Raw genomic sequence first — 19,901 nt, forward strand, 5'->3', positions numbered from 1 at the left:
TTCTACCCTGCAAATCGGTTCAGATGAGAGAACAGATCAGTTGTAAACGAAAGAATCGTCGACAGCATCCAAGGACCGAAAAAGATCAGTCCGAGCATTACCGCCACGATTTTCGGAATGAACGCAAGCGTCTGTTCCTGGATTTGAGTTGTCGCTTGAAAGATACTGACGAGCAAACCGACGATCAGCGCGATCGCAAGCAGCGGCCCGCAGATCATCAGTGTTACGTATACGGCTTTTTCCGCCATGGAAATTACAAATTCTGAACTCACAATTAGCACCTACCCTAAAAGCTGTCAAGCAAAGATTTCACGATTAAATACCATCCATCGACCAAAACGAAAAGCAATATTTTAAAGGGCAGAGAGATCATAACCGGCGGAAGCATCATCATTCCCATTGACATTAAGACGCTCGCCACGACCATATCGATAATTAAAAACGGAATAAAAATCATAAAGCCCATTTGAAAAGCGGTCTTGAGTTCCGAGATCGCATAAGCAGGCACCATCGTCGTCAAAGGAATATCCTGAATCGATTCGGGCTTTTTCATTTTGGCGTAGTTCATAAACAGCGCCAGATCCTTTTGCCTTGTATGCTTGCTCATGTATTCTTTAATCGGCTTCTCGGCTTTTGTATATGCTTCATCGAGACTGATTTTGTTGTTCATCAGCGGCGTTAAGGCATCCTTATTAATCTCTGAAAAAGTCGGAGCCATAATAAAAAACGTCAAGAACAGCGCAAGACCGATTAATACCTGATTCGGAGGCATGTTCTGCGTCGCCAGTGAGGTTCTCACAAAAGACAGGACTATGACGATTCTCGTAAAGCAGGTCATTAAAATCAAAATACCCGGCGCCACTGAAAAGACGGTCAAAAGCAGCAGTAACTTAACAGTAGAGCTGACTTCGGTCGGACTGCTTGAATTAAAAAGATTAATAAATTCATTCATGATGATACGGGCCTTTCTTTTTTCCTTCAGAACGGCTTTGTTTCAGCTCGCTCAGCTGTTCTTTCAGCGCTTTTGAAAACGACGGAAGTATCGTTTGCGGCTTTTTTTCTCCATCCTTACGCGGATTTACGAGTTTGGTCCATTCCACTTTTGAGGACATCGCCTCTTCGTATTGGCTCAGAATCGCCTCTCGCTCTTTTTCATCTTCAATTTCTTTTAAAAGCTGTATCGTCTCGCCGACACCGACTACAAGTACGCTGTTTCCCACTTTTATCAGCTGCACGGAACGGTTTTGGCCGACTGAGGTTCCGCCGATATTTTCTACATATTGAAACGGCTTCAGCAGACGGTTTCTTTTATTCATCAGTTTGACGAATCCATAGATCAGCAGAATGACAAATAATAACGCCCCAATCATCTTTACAAAATCAAAAGCGGAGACAGAAGATGCAGAAGCATCCCCTATCTCTTGATCAGCCGTTTGTTTCGATGTATCGTTTTTTTTCTCTGTTTTGTTTGTTGATTGTTTGTCAAACCATTCGTTGACGGTGGAATTATCAGACTCCGCCGCAAATGCAGGAAACGGATGTACATTGAGTAAAACGAAACAACAAATCAAAGCTAGTAAACCATGACTCTTTTTCAACAGTCGTACACCCTTTAGCTTAATGTTTTATTAATAGCTTCAAGCACGCGGTCCGCTTGGAACGGCTTCACGATAAAGTCTTTTGCACCGGCTTGAATCGCGTCAATGACCATTGACTGCTGGCCCATTGCCGAACACATGATGATTTTCGCCTGCGGATCGATTTGTTTAATTTCCTTTAGTGCGGTAATTCCGTCCATTTCAGGCATTGTAATATCCATTGTCACAAGGTCGGGTGAATGCTCTTTGAATTTTTCGACCGCCTGTGCTCCGTCTGAAGCTTCAGCTACAACGTCAAAACCGTTCTTCACCAAAATATCCTTGATCATCATTCTCATAAATGCTGCATCGTCTACAATTAAAATTCTGTGTGCCATAATCTGTTTCTCTCCTCTATGTTCGCTTATTTTAAATTGTTAAGGCGGTCTGCCTGACTTAAAATGTCAGTAACTCTCACGCCGAAGTTTTCTTCTATGACAACGACCTCGCCCTTTGCTACGATCCGCTGATTGACCAGGATGTCAACGGGTTCACCCGCCAGCTTGTCAAGCTCAATAATGCTTCCCGCAGAAAGTTCAAGGATTTCTTTGACGCTTCTCTTCGTTCTTCCGAGCTCGACCGTAACGGAAAGCGGGATATCCATCAGCATATCAAGGTTGTTTCTTGAACCGTGCGCCGCCGATGCATTTTGGTCAAACGCCTGGAATTCCACCGGAGCGACTTGAACGGGAGCAGCTTTTTTAGCGGTTCCCTGTCTCTTCGGAAGCTCGGGTTTTGCCTGAGGTTCCTGCTGAACGGCCGGTTCCGGCTGCGGCGTTTCGTATGTTTCCTGCGGCTGTGATACGGCTTCTGCGGCTTCTGCCACAGGCTGATCTGTATTCATCAGCTCCGCGATCAGATCTTTCGCAAACGTAAGCGGATAAAGCTGCATAATGCTCGAATCGATTAATTCACCGACTTTCAGGCGGAATGAAACTTTTACGAGCAGGTCATCCTCCGGTATTCTGTCCGTCCCTTTTTCCTCCGTCACATCCAGAAGTTCAACCCGCGGCGGAGAAATGTCGATCTTTTTACTGAATACGGTCGACATTGATGTAGCAGCCGAGCCCATCATTTGATTCATTGCTTCCTGCACGGCGCTCAGGTGGATTTCCCCGAGGGACGGATCGGCGCCTTGGCCGTCTCCGCCGATCATCAAATCCGCGATGATGGCTGCGTCGCTTTGTTCTACGACGAGCAAATTGCTGCCGTCAAATCCTTCTGTGTAGTTCACTTCAATGGCAACATACGGATGAGGAAATTCATCACTGATTTTGCTTTTTGAAATGACGGTCACACTCGGTGTCGTAATGTCCACTTTTTGATTTAAAAGAGTGGACAGCGCCGTAGCTGAGCTGCCGAATGAAATATTCCCGATTTCTCCGATCGTATCGCGCTCAAGTTCAGACAAGGTCGCCTTTTGAGGCTGTTCTGTATCCTCTTGACTTCCTGTGCCATTAAGAAGAGCATCGATTTCATCTTGAGATAATCTATTGTTCATCTTGTTCACCTCTTATGTCGTGATCTAAAATTTGCACTGCCTGTCTTCGATTCACCCGGCCGGCCTGCCCTAAAAACTTCGGTTTGTTTCCGACCAATACAGTAAGAGGATCAGTCACTGATTTGTCCAGAGTTATACAGTCCCCGGCTTCCAAACTTAAAAATTCTTCTATTGTCAGTTCAGAAGCTCCCAAGAGAGCTACTACGGGAATTTGTGCCGTCATGATGCGCTTTTCAAGCGACTTCGTTTCTTCGGGCTTCGCTTCATTCCGATCTGATTGCATCCAATAATGTACGGAAAGCTTAGGGATTATCGGCTCAAGTACGACATGGGGAATACAAAGATTAATGACACCGCTGATTTCACCGATCTGCGTATTGAGAGAAATGACCACGACGGTTTCATTTGGCGAAACCATCTGTACAAACTGAGGATTCACTTCAAATTCAGTCATTTCAGGATCAATATCAGCAATGGATTGCCAAGCTTCTTTGTAGTTGCCCAGTGCATTTTCAAATAAATTAGAAATAATGTTCGTTTCTATTTCCGTAAGATTGTCAGCTTTGTTATGGGTGATGCCGATGCCTCCCATGACACGGTCTAGCATGGCGTATGCGATGGTGGGATTAACCTCCATCATGATCCTGCCTTCCATCGGATGAACATCGAACAAATTCAGGATCGTCATGTTCGGTATGGAGCGGATAAATTCTTCATACGGCACCTGGTCAACTGAGCTGACAGATATATGGATATATGTTCTGAGCTTGGCGGAAAAGTGTGTTGTGAGAAGCCTCGCAAAGTTATCATGTATCCGGGTTAAACTCCGTATCTGATCTTTCGAAAACCTGAGCGCCCGTTTAAAATCATATACCTTTACTTTTTTCTCTTTAACTTCCTTTTTCAGCTCTTCCGCATCCGCCTCACCCGTCGAAATGGCTGAAAGCAGTGCGTCTATTTCATTTTGAGAGAGAACTTCTCCAGACATTTTCTTCACCTCCGTATTCTGTCAAATTTGTTTTTATTGCAGATTAAAGGAGGTAATGTACACTTTCTGAACTTTTCCTTCTTGGAGATAGCTGTTTACTTTTTCTTTTAAGGATTGTTTAAACGCTTCTCTTCCTTTATCTCCCTCAATCTCTCCGGCGCTTGTATCGGCTAAAATGGAAATGATGTTGTCTTTCACCTGAAAATCGCGTTTTTCAAGTTCTTCCTTCGCTTTTTCCGAGTCGGTTTCAAGCTTGATGCCGATGCGGATGATGCTGTCGGACTTTAAGTTCGTCGTGATATCGTCGACAGACACAGTGGCTGCAACGACTTCATCGATTGTAGGCTTTTTGTCTTTGTCTGAATGTCCGCTGACGACAAAATATGCTGCCGTTCCGAGGCCGGCAACGACAATTAAAATAATCAGCATAATAATGACTAATTTTTTTTTCATTCTTCTTCCTCTATTCCCTGATCCAGTGAAAATATTTGTATGCTATGGTAAAACGAAATGACTTTTTTAAGAACTGCTTCTTCCGGTTCTTTCACTACGAACTTTTTGCCGTTGGACAGCGTAATCGTCGTGTCGGGGAAGCACTCAATCTGTTCGATAAACAGCGCGTTCAGCGTAAAAGGCTGGCCGTTTAAACGGGTGACTTGAATCATTCAATCCGGAGAAGCGGCCTTACCGCCTCCCCTCCCTCCTTACCGTTTCAGATTAACCAGCTCCTGAAGGATTTCATCTGAAGTCGTAATGATTTTTGAGTTTGATTGGAAACCGCGCTGAGCAACGATCATTTCGGTAAATTCATCTGTCAGATCAACGTTTGACATTTCAAGATAGCCTGCCAAAAGCTTACCTGAGCCGTTTTCGCCCGGAGCGGTGACAGCACTTGCAGCTCCTGAACTTAATGATTGTCTGTAAAGGTTTCCTCCGATTTTTTCCAGACCGGCGCTGTTAGGGAACGTGACCAGACCGATTTGTCCGGCATCATGAACCGCATCCCCTGCATCAGTGTATGTAACGGTTCCGTCTGCACCGATACTGTAATCTTTCGCGTCAGTCGGAATATTGATTTTGCCCCCGCCGATTTTTTCAAGGTAGTAGCCGTCAGTCGTAACAAGGTTGCCTTTATTGTCCTTCCCGAAATTCCCTGCACGTGTGTAAACGATTCCCGCACCTGTATTAATCTGAAAGTAGCCGTCTCCGTCAATGGCTAGGTCGGTTTTATTCTGTGTAGCCTGCGGGGCGCCGGTTGAATGAACGACATCAATGGAAGAAGTCGCGGCACCCAAGCCGATTTGTTTTGAATTGGTCACGTTTGAACCGCCGGAGACTGTCTGGCTGATCAAATCTTTAAATGTAACGCGGCTTTTCTTAAATCCCACTGTGTTGACGTTGGCGATGTTATTGCCGATTACGTCTAGTTTTGTCTGAAAGTTTTTCATGCCGCTGATACCGGAATATAATGAACGTAACATGTTAAATTCCCCCTGGGTTTCTTTTTATTTAGATGTATCGCTGACAGCCGTGACATCCCACGGGCTGACCTCTTTGCCATTTTCAAGCACGAGCACGTAATTACCGTTTGAGTGTTTGACTGAATTGACAGGGCTTGTCTGGTCCTTCCCGTCGCTGTCGCTGAATGTGACATTTTTGCCGATCCAGTTCACATACATCGTAAACGGATCTTGATTTTCTACAAATTTAGTCATCGTCGTATTCATATTCATCATTTGCTCCAATGAAGAAAATGTCGCCATCTGGCTGATGAACTCTTTGTCATCAACCGGATTGAGCGGATCCTGGTTTTGAACCTGTGTCATTAAGATCTTCAGAAATTCGTCTTTCCCTAAATTCGTGCTGCTGTTTACGGCGGCGGTGCTCTTCGTATTAGAAGCGCCCGCTGCGGCATAATCCGAGTTTACAGATGTCAACTATTCTTCCTCCATTTCATTGAGAGAAAGCTCCTCCAGCATATCTCCGAAATCGCCTGACTGCTGCTGGTTTTTCTGCTCTCTCTGTCCCTGCTGCTGCTGTTTATTGTGATCGGCTGTCTGACCGTAAACCGGCTGCTGATCCCCGCTTTGAAGCGGGACGGTAAAACGGTCGATTTGGACCGACATATTCGGAAGCGACTGTTTCAGCTGAGGAAGATGCTGTTCCAGCAGCTCTTTCGCAGACTGGCTTGATGCGATTATTTTGCTTTGAAACATCCCGTTTTCGTTTGTCACCTTAATCGTGACAAAGCCGAGGTTCTCAGGATTAAGACGAATCGTAAAGCTTCCGGTCGTTTTCCCGAAAGGCGTGTATTTCATCTGTTTCCAGCCGCTGATGACCTGGTCCGTTAACGGTTTATTTTCTGCCGGCGGCTGTTCGGCTCCTGCGGACGCTTGCTGAATGCCGGCAAGACTTCTCGTTCCCGAAAACAGTATATGCGCGGACAATTTGCTGTCAGATGCTTTCACGTGAGAAATCGTGCCGCCGTTTTGCTGTTCCGTTTTCCCGGCAGACTCTTGAGATGATTCAGATGATTGAGATAACACAAAAGCTTTCAGCTCAGTTTCAGCCATATTCCATTCCTTTGTTCCTTTTTGAGAAAGGCCCGCAAGCTGCTCAGCGACGCTTTGAAAGCTCTTCAGCTCAGCGGCCGACATAGAATAAAGCTTAGATGCAGATTCATTTTTCGGAAACAGCGTCTGCCGCAGGTCTTGAATTACGCGGTCCGGTACGCCTTGTTTTTTCAACGCTGCTAATAAACGGTCGCCTTCCTGATAAACCGCCTTTGCCTGTGCGCTGTCCGGCTGATTCTCTTGATGCGCAAATAGCTGGGCTGCGGCTTCTTGAATGAAAAGGAGGCCTGTTTCAAGCACGTCTCGCCCGGAATCCCCGTCATTAGCGGGCGAACCCGGCTCAATCTTTTCAGGCTTCACCCCATGCCGTTTGCCGGCTAACATGTCTTCAACAGATTCAGCAAGCTGCTTCAATAAAGGAAGAGACGTTTCATCCGTTTGCTTTCCTTCAAGGGCTTTGACCGCCTCAAGCAGCTGTTTCAGCTGAAGTTCTTTATCTTCCGGGCCGGCTTTCAGCCAATCACCGATTTTCGAGAGAGCATCATTCAGCTCTGCATCACTTGTTTTTGCCTCATCTCCGGGCTTCTGTTGAGAAGTGATTTCCGACAGAAGCCGGTTCTGAAATAGGCCTAAGCTGTTTACATTCATCTTCACATTGCTGTTTTGCGCAGTCTGCGTGCGATTCCCCGTTATTTCAAGCAGCTTCAACTTACATCACTCCTTATTTCCGTCAGCGGATAGTTTTTCTGTATATTTAGCCGCTTGTTCAGGAGTCATTTTCGTCAAGATTTCAGCAAGCTGCTTTTTACTTAGTCCGTTTAAAATATCGAGGGCTTCTTTTTCTTTCAGCTTTACGATAATGCTTGCCGCTTTACCGCTGTCCATACTTTTATAGATGTTGATCATTTTATCTTTTCCCGCTGAACCCGAAGCGTCTTTTTTCGTTTCATCCGTTTTCTGCTGCTGTTCCGTTTTCTGCTGCTGTTCAGCTTCCTGTTTCAATGAACGGATTTTCTGGTTCAGATTGTCGATTTCGGATTTGCTTGTGTCCAAATCTTTATTCAAAATGTTAATTTCACTTTTTTGTTCCTTTATGGTCTTTTCAAGAGAAGCCGTTCTGTCTTCCTTCTGCTTTTCCGCCGCGCTTTTCATATCTTTCGTTTCGGGAACCAATTCTTTTAAAACAGGCGTTTTTGCGGCTGTTTCCTGAATCGGCTTCATCACATCAACGCCGGCAGCCCAAAGGATGATGCTTGCGACGATGATCAGAAAAATCAGCGGGATCATGATAAAAAGCAGGATTGAACCGAACTTTCCAGATCTCTTTTCTTTATCGGCCATTTCATTCGCTCCTAATGCCCCTGAATCATAAACTGCTTGATTGAAATGTCGTCCATTTCCCTCATCTCTGCAGCTTTATCTTCAAGTGCGAACATATTAAATTGTTTTTCCCGCATTTTTTCAAATTTCTTTACTTCAATGTTTTTTTCGGTGAGCTGTTCCTGCTTCTCATTCATTTCATTTCGTTTCATAATGACAAGCTTTTGATAATGGTAGATGGTGTTCTCAAGGTTGGAAACGAATTGCTGATAATGTCTCATTTCCTGAACGCTCATCCCGCATTTCAGCTTTGATTCTTTGTCTTTTTCGAGCGATTCTTTTTTGCTCATATTTTCATATAGTTTTTCAGCCACTGTTTCAAATTCAGAAACCGATTGTCTGTATTCAGACAATGTTTGGTCTTTTTCATTCTCTTTTAATTCCAACAGCTTTTGAAATCTGAATTGGTACGCCACGATGTTTATTCCTCTTTTCCTGTCATACTCGTCAATACCGCAATACTGTCTTCCAATTGAGCAGGTTCTTCAGTTCCTTGTTTTAAAAATTGAATGAGCTGCGGATAAAACTGAATCGCTTCATCAATTTCTCTCGATGACCCTCTTTTGTAAGCTCCGATATTAATGAGGTCTTCAGAGTTTTGATAAGTTGACAGAAGATCGCGGAATTTGTTGGCCGCCTCTATATGCGCGGCGTCTGAAATATTAGACATAACCCTGCTGATGCTCTTCAGGATATTCACCGCTGGGAACTGCCCTTTGTTGGCAAGCGCCCGATCGAGAACGATATGCCCGTCTAATATTCCGCGCACCGTATCGGCAATCGGTTCATTCATGTCGTCTCCGTCAACGAGAACCGTATAAAAAGCGGTTATCGTCCCTTGTTCATTCGCACCCGTTCTTTCCAGTAAACGGGGCAGAATAGCGAACACGGAAGGTGTATATCCTTTTGTTGTCGGCGGTTCCCCCGCTGCCAGCCCGATTTCACGCTGAGCCATCGCAACCCTCGTGACGGAGTCCATCATGAACATGACATTCCGGCCTTTATCACGGAAATATTCCGCAATGGCGGTCGCTGTATATGCCGCTTTCAAACGCATTAATGCAGGCTGATCAGAAGTCGCGACTACGACTATCGAGCGTTTCAAGCCTTCTTCGCCTAAGTCCTTCTCAATGAATTCCCGCACCTCGCGCCCCCGTTCACCGACGAGTGCGATGATGTTTAGATCGGCTTCGGTCTGCTTTGCGATCATTCCCATCAAAGTGCTTTTTCCGACTCCGCTTCCGGCAAAAATTCCGATTCTCTGCCCTTTTCCTACTGTCAGCAGACTGTCAATCGACCTGACACCGACACCCATCTTTTCCCGTATCGGCGGCCGTTTCATCGGGTTTGGCGGCGGCTGTTCCGTCGAAACGGGAGACAATCCTTTCGGAAGCGCCCTGCCGTCAAGAGGCTCACCGAACGCATCAACAACCTGTCCGATTAAACCTGCGCCTACTTTGATACGGAGGGACTCGCCGGTAGCCTCTACAATGCTGCCCGGGGCAATGCTTGCCGCTTCCAGATAAGGCATTAACAGTATGTTTTCATCCTGGAAGCCTACAACCTCAGCTTTAATCGCTTTTTTTGAATGACCTTTCGGATAAATGAGACAAACATCTCCGATCGAGCTTTCGGGCCCTTTTGATTCAATCATCAGCCCGATGACACGTTTAACCTTACCGTAGCGTTTGTACGGATCCGCTGTTTCAATCGAGTCTATTAAATACTGTGTCTTCATTGCTCCGCTCCCGCCTCAAGCGCCGTTAAAAGCTTTTGCTTTAATTGCATCAGCTGGGTGTCTATTCCTGCATCAACCCGTCCGAACGGTGTTTCTATGGAGCACGTTCCCTTTGCAGCTTTTTCATCGGCATACAAGCTTAACCTGCATTCTTTGTATAACAGCTGCTGAATTTCATCCATATGCTGATGAACCGTCTCATAATATTCCGGGTCCACATAAATGGAAATGTCATCATAATCTTTCACTTCGGCTATTACCTGTTTGACTAACAGAAGAAAAGCTTCTTTATCATCACTTTTTTGCCGCCATACTTTTTTAGCGAGCGCAACGGAAAGCTCAATGATTTCTTCCTCAGCGCTTTCCAGCTTTTCCTCGACTGACTGTCTGGCCATTTCCATAACGGCATTGGCCCGGCTGATGAGGTCTGCGTATTCGGCCTGAGCCTCGGCTTTTCCCAATGCCATGCCTTCGTTATATCCTTCTGCCTTTGCCTCTTCTATCAGTCTTTGTTTTTCATCCGCCCAGCGGCTTTTCTCTTCCTCAATCTGCCGGAGGGTGTAATCCAGCTGATTTTTCGCTTCTTCAGATACCCTGTCGGCTTCTGCTTTGGCAAAAGCCATGAGAGCTTCAGGATTTTCTTCCTCCAGGTCGAGCTGGGGATGCGTTTTCCTGACTTCCTGCAAGGAAAGCTTGCGCCGTTTTTGTTCAGGAGAAAATGATGATTGCTGTTTAATGATATTAGACAATAATATCGTCTCCTCCGCCTCGCGCGATTACAATTTCACCGGCTTCTTCAAGCTTGCGGACGACGCCCACGATTCTTGATTGCGCCTCTTCCACATCACGCAAACGCACAGGCCCCATAATTTCCATTTCTTCTTTAAACGTTTCAACCATACGCTGTGACATATTGCTGAAGACGATCTCTTTGACTTCCTCGCTCGCAACCTTCAATGACAGCAGGAGGTCGTCATTTTCAACGTCTCTAATCACGCGCTGAATCGCACGGTTATCAAGGGTGACAATATCTTCAAAGACAAACATCCGTTTTTTGATTTCATCCGCCAATTCAGGATCTTGTATTTCTAATGAATCAAGGATCGTTTTTTCCGTTCCTCTGTCTACGCCATTTAACACTTCAACAACGGCTTCTATGCCGCCTGTCTGCGTATAATCCTGCGTAAAGGAGGAGGACAGCTTTTGTTCAAGAACCCGCTCCACCTCATTTATGATTTCAGGAGACGTCCTGTCCATAACCGCAATCCTTCTCGCCACCTCAGCCTGAACGTCCGGGTTCAGCTCAGACAAAATCTGTCCGGCCTGCACCGGGTCAAGGTAGGATAAAATCAGCGCCATCGTTTGCGGATGTTCTTGCTGAATGAAATTCAAAATCTGTTCGGGCTCCGCTTTTCTTGCGAAGTCAAACGGCTTTACCTGCAATGAAGAGGTCAGCCTGTTTAAAATGCTTACCGCTTTGTCTTCTCCGAGCGCTTTTTCAAGCACTTGGCGGGCGTAATTTAAACCGCCTTGAGAAATATAATCCTGAGCGATTGCGATATTATGAAATTCTTCAATGATTTCATCTTTTCTCTGATGATCGACGCTTCTGACTCCCGAAATCTCGAGAGTCAATCTTTCAATTTCTTCTTCAGACAAATGCTTGTACACAGAGGCTGATACATCAAGACCTAAGGAAATCATGAGGATGGCTGCTTTTTGTTTTCCTGTAAGCTTGTTCTGATCACGTTTCGCCATTTTCCATTCCCCCTAATCCTCGTCCAGCCAGCTTCGAAGCAATTTTGCAAAGTCTTCCGGTTTTTCTTTAGCCATTTTTTCAAGCTGTTTTCGTCTGACTGTTTCTTCCGTTTCATTTTTCTCTTCGTTGATATCAGGCAGTCGAACCGGCTCTGGCGCCGTTTCATATTCATATTCTTCATATTCATCCTCTTGAGAGCGTTTCTTTCTGATGAGGAGAATAATGAGCAGAATAATGGCTGCAAGCAGCACCCCGCCTGTAATGTATACCCAGATCGGGAGACCCGAAGATTGTGCCGAATTTGTGTTCAGGCTTGTTTTCCCGTCAAACGGCTGTACGGAGACAACGATTTTATTGTTAATATCATTGGCCGTCAGGTTTTGATTTTGCGTTTCATTTTTATCAAGGGACGTTCTGACAACCGTTCCTAAAATCTTCTGTATATCAGCCTGTCTCTGCGCTGATAATGAGGCTGCATTTTTCGGATTCGGCGGTTCCACCATGACCTGAATGCCTAAATCACGCACTTTATACGGGCTTTCTGCGATTTCTTTATGAATGCGGTTGACTTCATAGTTGATTTTATTGCTGCTTTTTTCGTAGTCTCCGCTGTTTGAACCGTCATTTGCCTGTTTATAGTTCGCGGTGTCATTGCTGCCCGTTCCGGCTGTTCCGCCGTTGGCCGCGCCGTCGCCTTTATACGTTTCCGCAACTTTTTCGGCGCTTACCGCTATGCCTTCCATGTTATCTTTATCGACAGGCTCGACTATGTCTTCAGTGCGTTTTTCTTTCGTGAAGTCAATATCTGCCGTAACCGAAACCACGACTTTATCCTGCCCCATCATTGTGCCGAGCAGTGATTGGACATGTTTTTGAATATCCTTTTCGACCTGCGACTTAATCCCTTGCTGAGAAGCATAACTGTCAGAAACGGACCCTGCGCCGCTGTCGCTTTTGTCATAATATGTAGAATTTTGATCCATTATGACGATATTATCTTCTTTTAAGTTCGGGACGCTTTTAGAAACGAGATGGTACAGCCCGTTGATCTGGCTTTGATCAAGCGAGTAGCCCGGTTTAATCTGCAAAACGATCGATGCGGATGCTTCCGGCTGATCTTCACCGACAAACACGGCTTCTTTCGGCATATTGATCATGACCTTCGAGCTTTTAATACCGTCCATTTCATTTATCAGGTTTGACAATTCAGTCTGAGTCGCCTCAACCTTTAAAACGTCAAACTCATTATCTGTCAGGCCGAAGCCCGCATTCTGTCCGAAAAACGAATAATCAATTGAACCCGTTTTCGGCAGGCCTTCCGCGGCAAGCTGGACTTTAAGCGAATCCACTTGGCTCTCAGGAACCTTAATGACCGTGCCGCCGTCAGCAAGTTCAGAAGACACCTTTTTCGTATCGAGCTCTTCTTTAATCTTCCCCGCTTCTTCCGCGGACAAATCTTTATAAAGAGGCACCATCTTTTCAGACGAAGTAAAAATAATAACGACGATGAGTAAAATAATAAATGCGGCCAAGCCGCTTACCATGAGTATCTTCTGTGTTTTTGATCTGTTATTCCAAAACGCTGCCGTTTTGGTTTTCATTTGCGTTAGAGTACGATTCATGTTAACCCCCGGTCATTCCAGTCATTCTCTTTCATCTGACCACTACATCTGCATTCTCATGATTTCCTGATAGGCTTCCACAGCTTTATTGCGGAATTCGGTAGCGGCCGTCAGAGAAATATTTGCTTTTTGGGCAGCGATCATGACCTCGTCAAGGTTTACATCCTTTCCTGCAGCCAGTTTGTTCGTTATTTGGTCAGATTGCACTTGCGACTCATTTAACGAATCAATCGAGTTTTTTAAAAGCTCCGAAAAGCTTGTTTGATTTGAAGAATCAGTTTTTTGAGCTTGATTTAATTGATTCGTTACGTTTTGAGTGTTTTGGGTTTGTTGAAGCTGAAAAGGAGTAATAGCGTTAACCACTTACATCACCTTACTTTCCGATTTCTAAAGCCTTTAAAAGCATGCCTTTGGAGGCGTTCAATGCCGTCACGTTTGCTTCATATGATCTCGTGCTGCTGACAAGATCCACCATTTCCTTTAATGGGTCTACATTAGGTTTTTGTACATATCCGTCTTTATTCGCATCGGGATTTTCCGGATCGTAAACAAGATTAAAAGCGGATGGGTCTTCCGTAATCGAAGATACCTTTACGCCATTTCCGGCGTTTCCGATTCCGTTCATCTTGGAATTTAAAAGTGACGAAAATGATTCGCCTCCGGATTGGAGAGAAACCAGCTTTCTTCTGTAAGGCACCCACTCGCCATTGACCTGCTTCGCTCTCGTTGTGTCCATATTGGCCAGGTTGGACGATACGACGTCCATCCGGACACGCTGTGCAGTTAAAGCAGACCCAGAAATATTTAAGCTTTGAAAGCCACTCATTATTTTCCTCCTGTCAAGACTGTTTTCAGGGAATTGAATTTGCCGCTCATTCTTTCAACCAAAGCCTGATAATTAATTTGGTTTTCAGCTAAATCTGTCATTTCTTTGTCGATATCGACATTGTTTCCGTTTTGCTGGTACGATGTATCACCGCTGGACACGATGGAATAATCGTCCCCCGAATCCGTAAAGTCAACGTGTCGATAGTCGGTTTTTACAGCCTCAAGATTGGATGTTTCCTGATCTAACAAATTTCGGAAAGAGACTTTTTTTGCCTTATAGTTCGGTGTATCTATATTGGCGATATTATTAGTTAAGACTTTTTGCTTAATGTCCGCTCTCCCCAAGGCATTCTCAAGATTTTGTATAGTTCCAGAAAATAAGTCCAAATCCACTTACCTCCATTTCAGATATTTTTCTCCTAAAAATCCTTGTCGAGAATTGTAAAACCATATGCTTATTGTAAGAAATAACAGGCTTAAAGTCTATGAAGTTAGGCTAAAAAAAAGTGCTCATTTGTATCTATTTTGCACATAGGTATTAAGTCCTAGAGTATTTGGACTACAAGCATTTGGTTAATATAAGACTGAAAATAGCTGAATTTCTGTATCTTCCCCTTTTTCTCACACAGCAAGATGGATTATCTCAGATCAGATTCCAATAATCAACTTTAAACTCCAACTTTTCACCTATTGTCCATAAAAAAAGCAGGACCCCCGCTTTTAGGGATCCTGCTTTTGGATTAATGAGATTTTAGGTTTTCCAATTCAATAAGGAATTTATTGTTCAGAACTTTAATGTAAGTCCCCTTCATTCCAAGTGATCTGGATTCAATAACGCCGGCGCTTTCGAGCTTTCTCAGCGCGTTAACGATGACTGAACGGGTAATGCCTACACGGTCGGCAATCTTACTTGCCACAAGCAAGCCTTCGTTTCCGTCAAGCTCTTCAAAGATATGCTCAATCGCTTCAAGTTCACTGTAAGACAAAGAACTGATCGCCATTTGAACAACTGCTTTGCTTCGCGCTTCTTCTTCGATTTCTTCTGCTTTTTCTCTTAAAATCTCCATTCCTACAACAGTTGCTCCGTATTCAGCAAGAATGAGATCATCATCTTCAAATTGGTCCTGCAGACGGGACAGAATCAATGTGCCCAGACGCTCTCCTCCGCCGATAATCGGCACAATCGTCGTTAAGCCCGCTTGGAACAGGTCTCTGTTTTCAACAGGAAAAGCCGTATATTCGCTGTTGATATCAAGGTTTGAAGATGTCTCCGGAACGTTGAAAAGGTTTTTCGTGTACTCTTCCGGGAACTGGCGGTCTTCAAGCATTTTTTTCATGCGGTCATTTTCGATCTGCTGATTAATAGAGTAGCCCAAAAGCTTTCCTCTGCGGCTGACGACGAAAATATTAGAATCAATGACGTCGCGAAGCGTTTCTGCCATTTCTTTAAAGTTTACGGGTTTGCCTGCCGCAGCCTGCAGCATGCTGTTAATAATTCGTGTTTTTTGTAGTAAAGCCATGTTAAATAATCCTCCTAGAATTCCTGTTATTAAATTTTCACAATATAAATTGACTTAGATCTTTGTTGTTTGCAATCGATCCGAGCTTTTCTTCAACGTATTGCGGCGTGATGGCGACTTTTTCCATCGTCACGTCCGGCGCTTCAAACGACAGGTCCTCCAATAGACGTTCCAATATCGTGTGAAGCCTTCTTGCTCCGATGTTGTCCGTATCCTGATTCACATGATAAGCCACTTCGGCGATCTTACGAATAGCTTCGTCAGAAAATTCAAGAGATATACCTTCTGTCTGCAATAAAGCCTGATATTGTTTTAACAGCGCATTATCAGGTTCGACGAGAATTTTCACAAAATCATCCACCGTCAGCTTGCTCAGTTCTACACGAATCGGAAAGCGCCCCTGCAGCTCCGGAATCAGATCAGACGGTTTGGCCATATGGAATGCCCCGGCGGCTATAAACAGCACGTGATCGGTTTTGACGGAGCCGTATTTCGTGACGACGGTCGAGCCTTCGACAATCGGAAGGATATCCCTTTGGACGCCCTCTCTCGAGACATCGGCCGAGGAAGAAGCCCCTCCGTTTTTTGCGATTTTATCTATTTCGTCAATAAAGATAATGCCGCCCTCTTCAGCTCTTAACACGGCTTCCTGGCTGACTTCATCCATATCGATTAATTTGCTTGCCTCTTCATTGGTCAGAACCTTTCTTGCCTCTCTGACCGTCATTTTGCGGCGTTTCTTCTTTTTAGGCATCAGATTGCTCAGCGCATCCTGCATATTCATGCCCATCTGCTCCATGCCGGAGCCTTGCAGCATGTCAAACATCGACGGCTGCTGCTCTTCCACCTCTACGGAGACGTAATGGTCTTCGAGCTCTCCCAATGCGAGCTGATGCGCCATGCGCTTTCTTTTCTCTTCAAGGCTCGCTTCTTCCTGCTGATCGCTTTCATCATCGCTTGACGGCTGGCTTCCTCCGAAAAGCATTTCAAACGGATTTTTCACACCCGCTTGTTTTTTCTTTCCCGGAACGAGAAGCCTCACAATGCGTTTGTTTGCATTTTCTTCAGCCTGTTCTTTCACTTCGCTGATTTTTTCTTCTTTAATGAGCCGCACGGATGTCTCAACAAGGTCTCTGACCATTGATTCGACATCTCTGCCTACATAGCCGACTTCTGTAAATTTTGTTGCTTCAATTTTTATAAATGGCGCACCGGTAAGCTTGGCGATCCGTCTGGCGATTTCTGTTTTCCCCACCCCTGTCGGACCCATCATCAGGATGTTTTTGGGAACGATCTCATCTCTCAGTTTTTCATCAAGAAGACTTCTGCGATAGCGGTTTCTTAATGCCACGGCGACAGCTTTTTTTGCATCCTGCTGTCCTACAATGTATTGATCCAACCGATCTACGATTTGTCTCGGTGTTAACGGTTTGTTTTCCATGCGCCTCAAGTCCTTTCTATTCAAGTTCTTCCAAAATGATCTGATCGTTTGTGTACACACAAATCTCGCCTGCGATTTTCAAAGCGGCTTTTGCAATTTCTTTGGCGGACAGGTTTTCTCCGGCATAAGTTTTCAGCGCTCTTCCTGCTGACAGGGCGTAGTTTCCGCCGGAGCCGATTGCCAAAACGCCGTCATCCGGCTCAATCACTTCACCTGTTCCCGATACGAGAAGCAAGGTATCCTGGTTCATGACAATCAGCATCGCTTCCAGCTTGCGCAGCACTTTATCGCTGCGCCATTCTTTCGCAAGCTCAACCGACGCACGTTTTAAATTGCCGTTGTATTCTTCAAGCTTCGCCTCAAACATTTCAAAAAGTGTGAAAGCGTCTGCAACAGATCCCGCGAAGCCGGCCAGAACCTTTCCGTTAAACAGCTTTCTCACTTTTCTCGCAGTATGTTTCATGACTACAGCCTGACCGAATGTGACCTGGCCGTCTCCTGACATAGCGCTTTTTCCTTTATGCTGGACGGCAAAAATCGTTGTCGCATGAAAAGATGACATGAGAAGGGCCTCCTTTTAATTTTCTTTAAAAGCTCTCGGATGGTGGGACATATATGTGTTTCTCAGCATTTCCTTCGATACATGCGTGTATATCTGCGTGGAAGACAGATTAGAATGGCCCAAAAGCTCCTGGACGCTTCTTAAGTCAGCCCCTTCATTCAGCAGATGAGTCGCAAACGTATGCCGAAGCATATGCGGGTGTATATGTAAAGTGCCGGATGCCTTTTTTACAAGCCCGCTTAAAATATACCGGATGCCTCTGGCGGTAAGCGGACCGCCTCTTTGATTGACAAACAGCAAATCATGAGGCTCTTTTGCTTTTTCAAGCAGGCACTGCCTTCCGCTATTGATATACAGCTCCAGCGCATCACGGGCATATGAGCCGAACGGGATGTAGCGCTGCTTCCTGCCTTTCCCGTGAACGAGCACCGTATCCATAGATAAGTCAAGATCGCCGACAGTGAGCGTACAGCACTCACTGACCCTCATTCCGGTCGCATATAGAAGCTCAAGCAAGGCCTGATCGCGCATCCCTGACGGCTTGCTTCTGTCTGAAACAGCGAATAGTTCCTCAAGTTCTTTTTCATAAAGAAACTTCGGAATCCGTTTTTCTTGTTTCGGCAGATGAACAAGCTGAAACGGATTCTCTTCAACAAGCTTTTCCCTCATCAAAAATTTATAGAAGCTTCTCAAAGCTGAAATCTTCTTGCTGATTGTTTTTCTTGACAGGCCTTTTTCATAAGCTTCTGTCAAAAATATTCTCACATCATGATATGCAGCTTCTTTCAATCCATTTATATTTTGAGCATGCAGAAACATCCCAAATTCTTCAATCGAATTAACATAATTCACAATAGTATATTGTGAATAATTTTTTTCAATTTGTAAATATTCAACGAATAACTTTAAAAAAAAGTTAACATTCTCCGCCATTATTATGACCTTCCTCTCCGAAGGGCTTTTAAATGGTATCATATAATGCATTGAAGTTGCAATGAAAAGCTATATCGTTTTCGAAATAGTTTGAATAGTTTCAATTGCGCGTTTAGCGTATTCTTCATTTCGTTCTTTTTTGTTTTTAATTTTAACAGGCAGTTCTTTTAACAGGCCGAAGTTTGCGTTCATCGGCTGGAAGTTCTTCTGGTTCGTCGTCGTAATGTAATGAGCCATGCTTCCGATCGCCGTCTCCTGAGGGAATGTCACAAGGTCCTCACCGAGCACAAGTTTGGCCGCATTGATTCCCGCCACAAGGCCTGAAGCAGCAGATTCAACATAACCTTCTACGCCGGTCATTTGGCCTGCGAAAAACAGGTCGTTCCGCTGTTTAAATTGATATGTCGGATTCAAGAGGCTAGGCGAGTTGATAAATGTATTTCTGTGCATGACGCCGTATCTGACGATGTCAACATTTTCAAGTCCGGGGATCAGTTTAAGCACTTCTTTTTGGTCTCCCCATTTTAAATGTGTCTGAAAACCTACAATATTATATAGCGTTCCCGCCGCGTCATCCTGTCTGAGCTGCACGACTGCATAAGGCCGCTTGCCTGTTTTAGGATCTTCCAGCCCGACCGGTTTCATCGGTCCGAACAGCATCGTTTTCTTGCCTCTTTTCGCCATGACTTCAATCGGCATGCAGCCTTCAAAGAAAATTTCTTTCTCGAATTCTTTTAACGGAACCGTCTCAGCCGTCGTCAGCGCTTCATAGAAACGGTCAAACTCTTCTTCTGTCATCGGGCAGTTTAAGTATGCCGCTTCTCCCTTGTCATAACGGGATTTTAAGTACACTTTATCCATATCAAGGCTGTCTTTTTCAACAATCGGCGCCGCCGCGTCATAAAAATACAGGTACTCTTCTCCGGTGAGTTCTTTCAGCTGCTGTGAAAGCGATTCTGACGTAAGCGGTCCGGTCGCAATAACTGTCGGGCCTTCCGGAATCTCTGTTACTTCCTCAGTAAGTACCGTTACGTTCGGATGATTTTTCACGAGATCCGTCACGCTTTGCGCAAATTCATGACGGTCAACGGCAAGCGCTCCCCCTGCCGGAACCGAACATTTATCAGCAGATTGAATGATTGCTGAGTCAAGCGCCCGCATTTCTTCCTTTAATACGCCTACCGCATTGGCAAGCGTATTTGAACGGAGGGAGTTGCTGCATACCAGTTCGGCAAATTTATCAGTGTGATGGGCTGCCGTCTGCTTTACGGGCCGCATTTCATATAGTTTTACTTGAATTCCTCGTTTTGCAAGCTGCCATGCCGCTTCACTTCCGGCAAGGCCTGCTCCGATTACATTAACTGTTTGCTGGTTCATTTCTTTTCATCTCCTGTTGTTTGTTGCTTCCACACAAAGAAG

Annotated in this window: 25 protein-coding genes; all 25 read right to left on the minus strand. The window is 45.0% G+C overall.

The window, feature by feature from the left end; all coding sequences use genetic code 11:
* Positions 1–2: 2 nt before the first annotated feature.
* Positions 3–272 carry a flagellar biosynthesis protein FliQ gene (gene fliQ / locus ACH32G_RS01120; protein ID WP_013352270.1) on the minus strand — a complete coding sequence of 90 codons (270 nt, stop codon included), beginning with the start codon at positions 270–272 and terminating at the stop codon, positions 3–5.
* A 14-nt stretch (positions 273–286) separates the two neighbouring features.
* Positions 287–952 (minus strand): flagellar type III secretion system pore protein FliP, encoded by a 666-nt coding sequence (fliP, locus tag ACH32G_RS01125; protein WP_016936111.1) that lies wholly within the window; start codon positions 950–952, stop codon positions 287–289.
* The gene (fliZ, locus tag ACH32G_RS01130; RefSeq protein ID WP_099744940.1) at positions 945–1,598 is read right to left on the minus strand and encodes a flagella biosynthesis regulatory protein FliZ; all 654 of its coding nucleotides are present in this window, start codon (positions 1,596–1,598) and stop codon (positions 945–947) included. The genes fliP and fliZ overlap by 8 nt, the downstream gene beginning before the upstream one ends.
* Before the next feature lie 14 nt (positions 1,599–1,612).
* The gene (gene cheY, locus ACH32G_RS01135) at positions 1,613–1,975 is read right to left on the minus strand and encodes a chemotaxis protein CheY (protein WP_003154238.1); all 363 of its coding nucleotides are present in this window, start codon (positions 1,973–1,975) and stop codon (positions 1,613–1,615) included.
* 26 nt (positions 1,976–2,001) lie between these two features.
* Positions 2,002–3,138: a flagellar motor switch phosphatase FliY gene (gene fliY, locus ACH32G_RS01140; protein WP_049628472.1), complete on the minus strand. Its 1,137-nt coding sequence runs from the start codon at positions 3,136–3,138 to the stop codon at positions 2,002–2,004.
* On the minus strand, positions 3,128–4,126 hold the full coding sequence (gene fliM, locus ACH32G_RS01145) for a flagellar motor switch protein FliM (protein ID WP_016936114.1): 999 nt from the start codon (positions 4,124–4,126) through the stop codon (positions 3,128–3,130). The genes fliY and fliM overlap by 11 nt, the downstream gene beginning before the upstream one ends.
* A gap of 33 nt (positions 4,127–4,159) precedes the next feature.
* Positions 4,160–4,579 carry a flagellar basal body-associated protein FliL gene (gene fliL / locus ACH32G_RS01150; protein WP_016936115.1) on the minus strand — a complete coding sequence of 140 codons (420 nt, stop codon included), beginning with the start codon at positions 4,577–4,579 and terminating at the stop codon, positions 4,160–4,162.
* Positions 4,576–4,791, minus strand: a complete 216-nt coding sequence (locus tag ACH32G_RS01155) for a flagellar FlbD family protein (RefSeq protein ID WP_003154243.1) — start codon at positions 4,789–4,791, stop codon at positions 4,576–4,578. The genes fliL and ACH32G_RS01155 overlap by 4 nt, the downstream gene beginning before the upstream one ends.
* A gap of 39 nt (positions 4,792–4,830) precedes the next feature.
* Positions 4,831–5,607 (minus strand): flagellar basal body rod protein FlgG, encoded by a 777-nt coding sequence (flgG, locus tag ACH32G_RS01160; protein ID WP_049628471.1) that lies wholly within the window; start codon positions 5,605–5,607, stop codon positions 4,831–4,833.
* A 24-nt stretch (positions 5,608–5,631) separates the two neighbouring features.
* The gene (flgD, locus tag ACH32G_RS01165) at positions 5,632–6,063 is read right to left on the minus strand and encodes a flagellar hook assembly protein FlgD (protein WP_049628470.1); all 432 of its coding nucleotides are present in this window, start codon (positions 6,061–6,063) and stop codon (positions 5,632–5,634) included.
* On the minus strand, positions 6,064–7,407 hold the full coding sequence (locus ACH32G_RS01170) for a flagellar hook-length control protein FliK (RefSeq protein WP_448813910.1): 1,344 nt from the start codon (positions 7,405–7,407) through the stop codon (positions 6,064–6,066).
* 6 nt (positions 7,408–7,413) lie between these two features.
* Positions 7,414–8,040, minus strand: coding sequence for a magnesium transporter MgtE N-terminal domain-containing protein (locus ACH32G_RS01175; RefSeq protein WP_448813911.1), 627 nt, complete (start codon positions 8,038–8,040; stop codon positions 7,414–7,416).
* A gap of 11 nt (positions 8,041–8,051) precedes the next feature.
* Positions 8,052–8,495 carry a flagellar export protein FliJ gene (gene fliJ / locus ACH32G_RS01180; protein ID WP_016936120.1) on the minus strand — a complete coding sequence of 148 codons (444 nt, stop codon included), beginning with the start codon at positions 8,493–8,495 and terminating at the stop codon, positions 8,052–8,054.
* A 5-nt stretch (positions 8,496–8,500) separates the two neighbouring features.
* A complete protein-coding gene (fliI, locus tag ACH32G_RS01185; RefSeq protein ID WP_016936121.1) occupies positions 8,501–9,817 on the minus strand; it encodes a flagellar protein export ATPase FliI in 1,317 nt (438 codons plus the stop codon).
* On the minus strand, positions 9,814–10,566 hold the full coding sequence (fliH, locus tag ACH32G_RS01190; RefSeq protein WP_045926457.1) for a flagellar assembly protein FliH: 753 nt from the start codon (positions 10,564–10,566) through the stop codon (positions 9,814–9,816). The genes fliI and fliH overlap by 4 nt, the downstream gene beginning before the upstream one ends.
* On the minus strand, positions 10,559–11,575 hold the full coding sequence (gene fliG / locus ACH32G_RS01195) for a flagellar motor switch protein FliG (RefSeq protein WP_003154256.1): 1,017 nt from the start codon (positions 11,573–11,575) through the stop codon (positions 10,559–10,561). Before fliG ends, fliH begins: the two co-directional genes overlap by 8 nt.
* A gap of 12 nt (positions 11,576–11,587) precedes the next feature.
* Positions 11,588–13,198 carry a flagellar basal-body MS-ring/collar protein FliF gene (gene fliF, locus ACH32G_RS01200; RefSeq protein ID WP_049628466.1) on the minus strand — a complete coding sequence of 537 codons (1,611 nt, stop codon included), beginning with the start codon at positions 13,196–13,198 and terminating at the stop codon, positions 11,588–11,590.
* A gap of 42 nt (positions 13,199–13,240) precedes the next feature.
* Positions 13,241–13,561 (minus strand): flagellar hook-basal body complex protein FliE, encoded by a 321-nt coding sequence (gene fliE / locus ACH32G_RS01205; protein WP_016936124.1) that lies wholly within the window; start codon positions 13,559–13,561, stop codon positions 13,241–13,243.
* 10 nt (positions 13,562–13,571) lie between these two features.
* Positions 13,572–14,024: a flagellar basal body rod protein FlgC gene (gene flgC / locus ACH32G_RS01210; protein ID WP_016936125.1), complete on the minus strand. Its 453-nt coding sequence runs from the start codon at positions 14,022–14,024 to the stop codon at positions 13,572–13,574.
* Positions 14,024–14,413, minus strand: coding sequence for a flagellar basal body rod protein FlgB (flgB, locus tag ACH32G_RS01215; RefSeq protein ID WP_016936126.1), 390 nt, complete (start codon positions 14,411–14,413; stop codon positions 14,024–14,026). The genes flgC and flgB overlap by 1 nt, the downstream gene beginning before the upstream one ends.
* Positions 14,414–14,766: 353 nt before the next feature.
* Positions 14,767–15,546, minus strand: a complete 780-nt coding sequence (gene codY / locus ACH32G_RS01220) for a GTP-sensing pleiotropic transcriptional regulator CodY (protein ID WP_013352252.1) — start codon at positions 15,544–15,546, stop codon at positions 14,767–14,769.
* A 37-nt stretch (positions 15,547–15,583) separates the two neighbouring features.
* Entirely contained in the window at positions 15,584–16,987 is a 1,404-nt protein-coding gene (hslU, locus tag ACH32G_RS01225) for an HslU--HslV peptidase ATPase subunit (protein ID WP_016936127.1), read from the minus strand.
* A gap of 16 nt (positions 16,988–17,003) precedes the next feature.
* The gene (gene hslV, locus ACH32G_RS01230; protein WP_016936128.1) at positions 17,004–17,549 is read right to left on the minus strand and encodes an ATP-dependent protease subunit HslV; all 546 of its coding nucleotides are present in this window, start codon (positions 17,547–17,549) and stop codon (positions 17,004–17,006) included.
* Between the two features lie 15 nt (positions 17,550–17,564).
* Positions 17,565–18,482 (minus strand): tyrosine recombinase XerC, encoded by a 918-nt coding sequence (gene xerC / locus ACH32G_RS01235; protein ID WP_016936129.1) that lies wholly within the window; start codon positions 18,480–18,482, stop codon positions 17,565–17,567.
* A 69-nt stretch (positions 18,483–18,551) separates the two neighbouring features.
* On the minus strand, positions 18,552–19,859 hold the full coding sequence (gene trmFO, locus ACH32G_RS01240; RefSeq protein ID WP_045926122.1) for an FADH(2)-oxidizing methylenetetrahydrofolate--tRNA-(uracil(54)-C(5))-methyltransferase TrmFO: 1,308 nt from the start codon (positions 19,857–19,859) through the stop codon (positions 18,552–18,554).
* Positions 19,860–19,901 lie beyond the last annotated feature (42 nt).

Source organism: Bacillus sp. CIS52 (assembly GCF_053545315.1).

What these genes read in the sequence shown, in the direction of transcription:
- flgC (WP_016936125.1), bottom strand. Translation starts at nt 14,024, where the DNA reads ATGAGTGGCTTTCAAAGCTTAAATATTTCTGGGTCTGCTTTAACTGCA.
- fliF (WP_049628466.1), bottom strand. Translation starts at nt 13,198, where the DNA reads ATGAATCGTACTCTAACGCAAATGAAAACCAAAACGGCAGCGTTTTGG.
- fliP (WP_016936111.1), bottom strand. Translation starts at nt 952, where the DNA reads ATGAATGAATTTATTAATCTTTTTAATTCAAGCAGTCCGACCGAAGTC.
- hslV (WP_016936128.1), bottom strand. Translation starts at nt 17,549, where the DNA reads ATGTCATCTTTTCATGCGACAACGATTTTTGCCGTCCAGCATAAAGGA.
- trmFO (WP_045926122.1), bottom strand. Translation starts at nt 19,859, where the DNA reads ATGAACCAGCAAACAGTTAATGTAATCGGAGCAGGCCTTGCCGGAAGT.
- ACH32G_RS01175 (WP_448813911.1), bottom strand. Translation starts at nt 8,040, where the DNA reads ATGGCCGATAAAGAAAAGAGATCTGGAAAGTTCGGTTCAATCCTGCTT.
- cheY (WP_003154238.1), bottom strand. Translation starts at nt 1,975, where the DNA reads ATGGCACACAGAATTTTAATTGTAGACGATGCAGCATTTATGAGAATG.
- codY (WP_013352252.1), bottom strand. Translation starts at nt 15,546, where the DNA reads ATGGCTTTACTACAAAAAACACGAATTATTAACAGCATGCTGCAGGCT.
- fliI (WP_016936121.1), bottom strand. Translation starts at nt 9,817, where the DNA reads ATGAAGACACAGTATTTAATAGACTCGATTGAAACAGCGGATCCGTAC.
- fliL (WP_016936115.1), bottom strand. Translation starts at nt 4,579, where the DNA reads ATGAAAAAAAAATTAGTCATTATTATGCTGATTATTTTAATTGTCGTT.
- xerC (WP_016936129.1), bottom strand. Translation starts at nt 18,482, where the DNA reads ATGGCGGAGAATGTTAACTTTTTTTTAAAGTTATTCGTTGAATATTTA.
- ACH32G_RS01155 (WP_003154243.1), bottom strand. Translation starts at nt 4,791, where the DNA reads ATGATTCAAGTCACCCGTTTAAACGGCCAGCCTTTTACGCTGAACGCG.
- fliG (WP_003154256.1), bottom strand. Translation starts at nt 11,575, where the DNA reads ATGGCGAAACGTGATCAGAACAAGCTTACAGGAAAACAAAAAGCAGCC.
- hslU (WP_016936127.1), bottom strand. Translation starts at nt 16,987, where the DNA reads ATGGAAAACAAACCGTTAACACCGAGACAAATCGTAGATCGGTTGGAT.
- fliY (WP_049628472.1), bottom strand. Translation starts at nt 3,138, where the DNA reads ATGAACAATAGATTATCTCAAGATGAAATCGATGCTCTTCTTAATGGC.
- flgG (WP_049628471.1), bottom strand. Translation starts at nt 5,607, where the DNA reads ATGTTACGTTCATTATATTCCGGTATCAGCGGCATGAAAAACTTTCAG.
- fliM (WP_016936114.1), bottom strand. Translation starts at nt 4,126, where the DNA reads ATGTCTGGAGAAGTTCTCTCTCAAAATGAAATAGACGCACTGCTTTCA.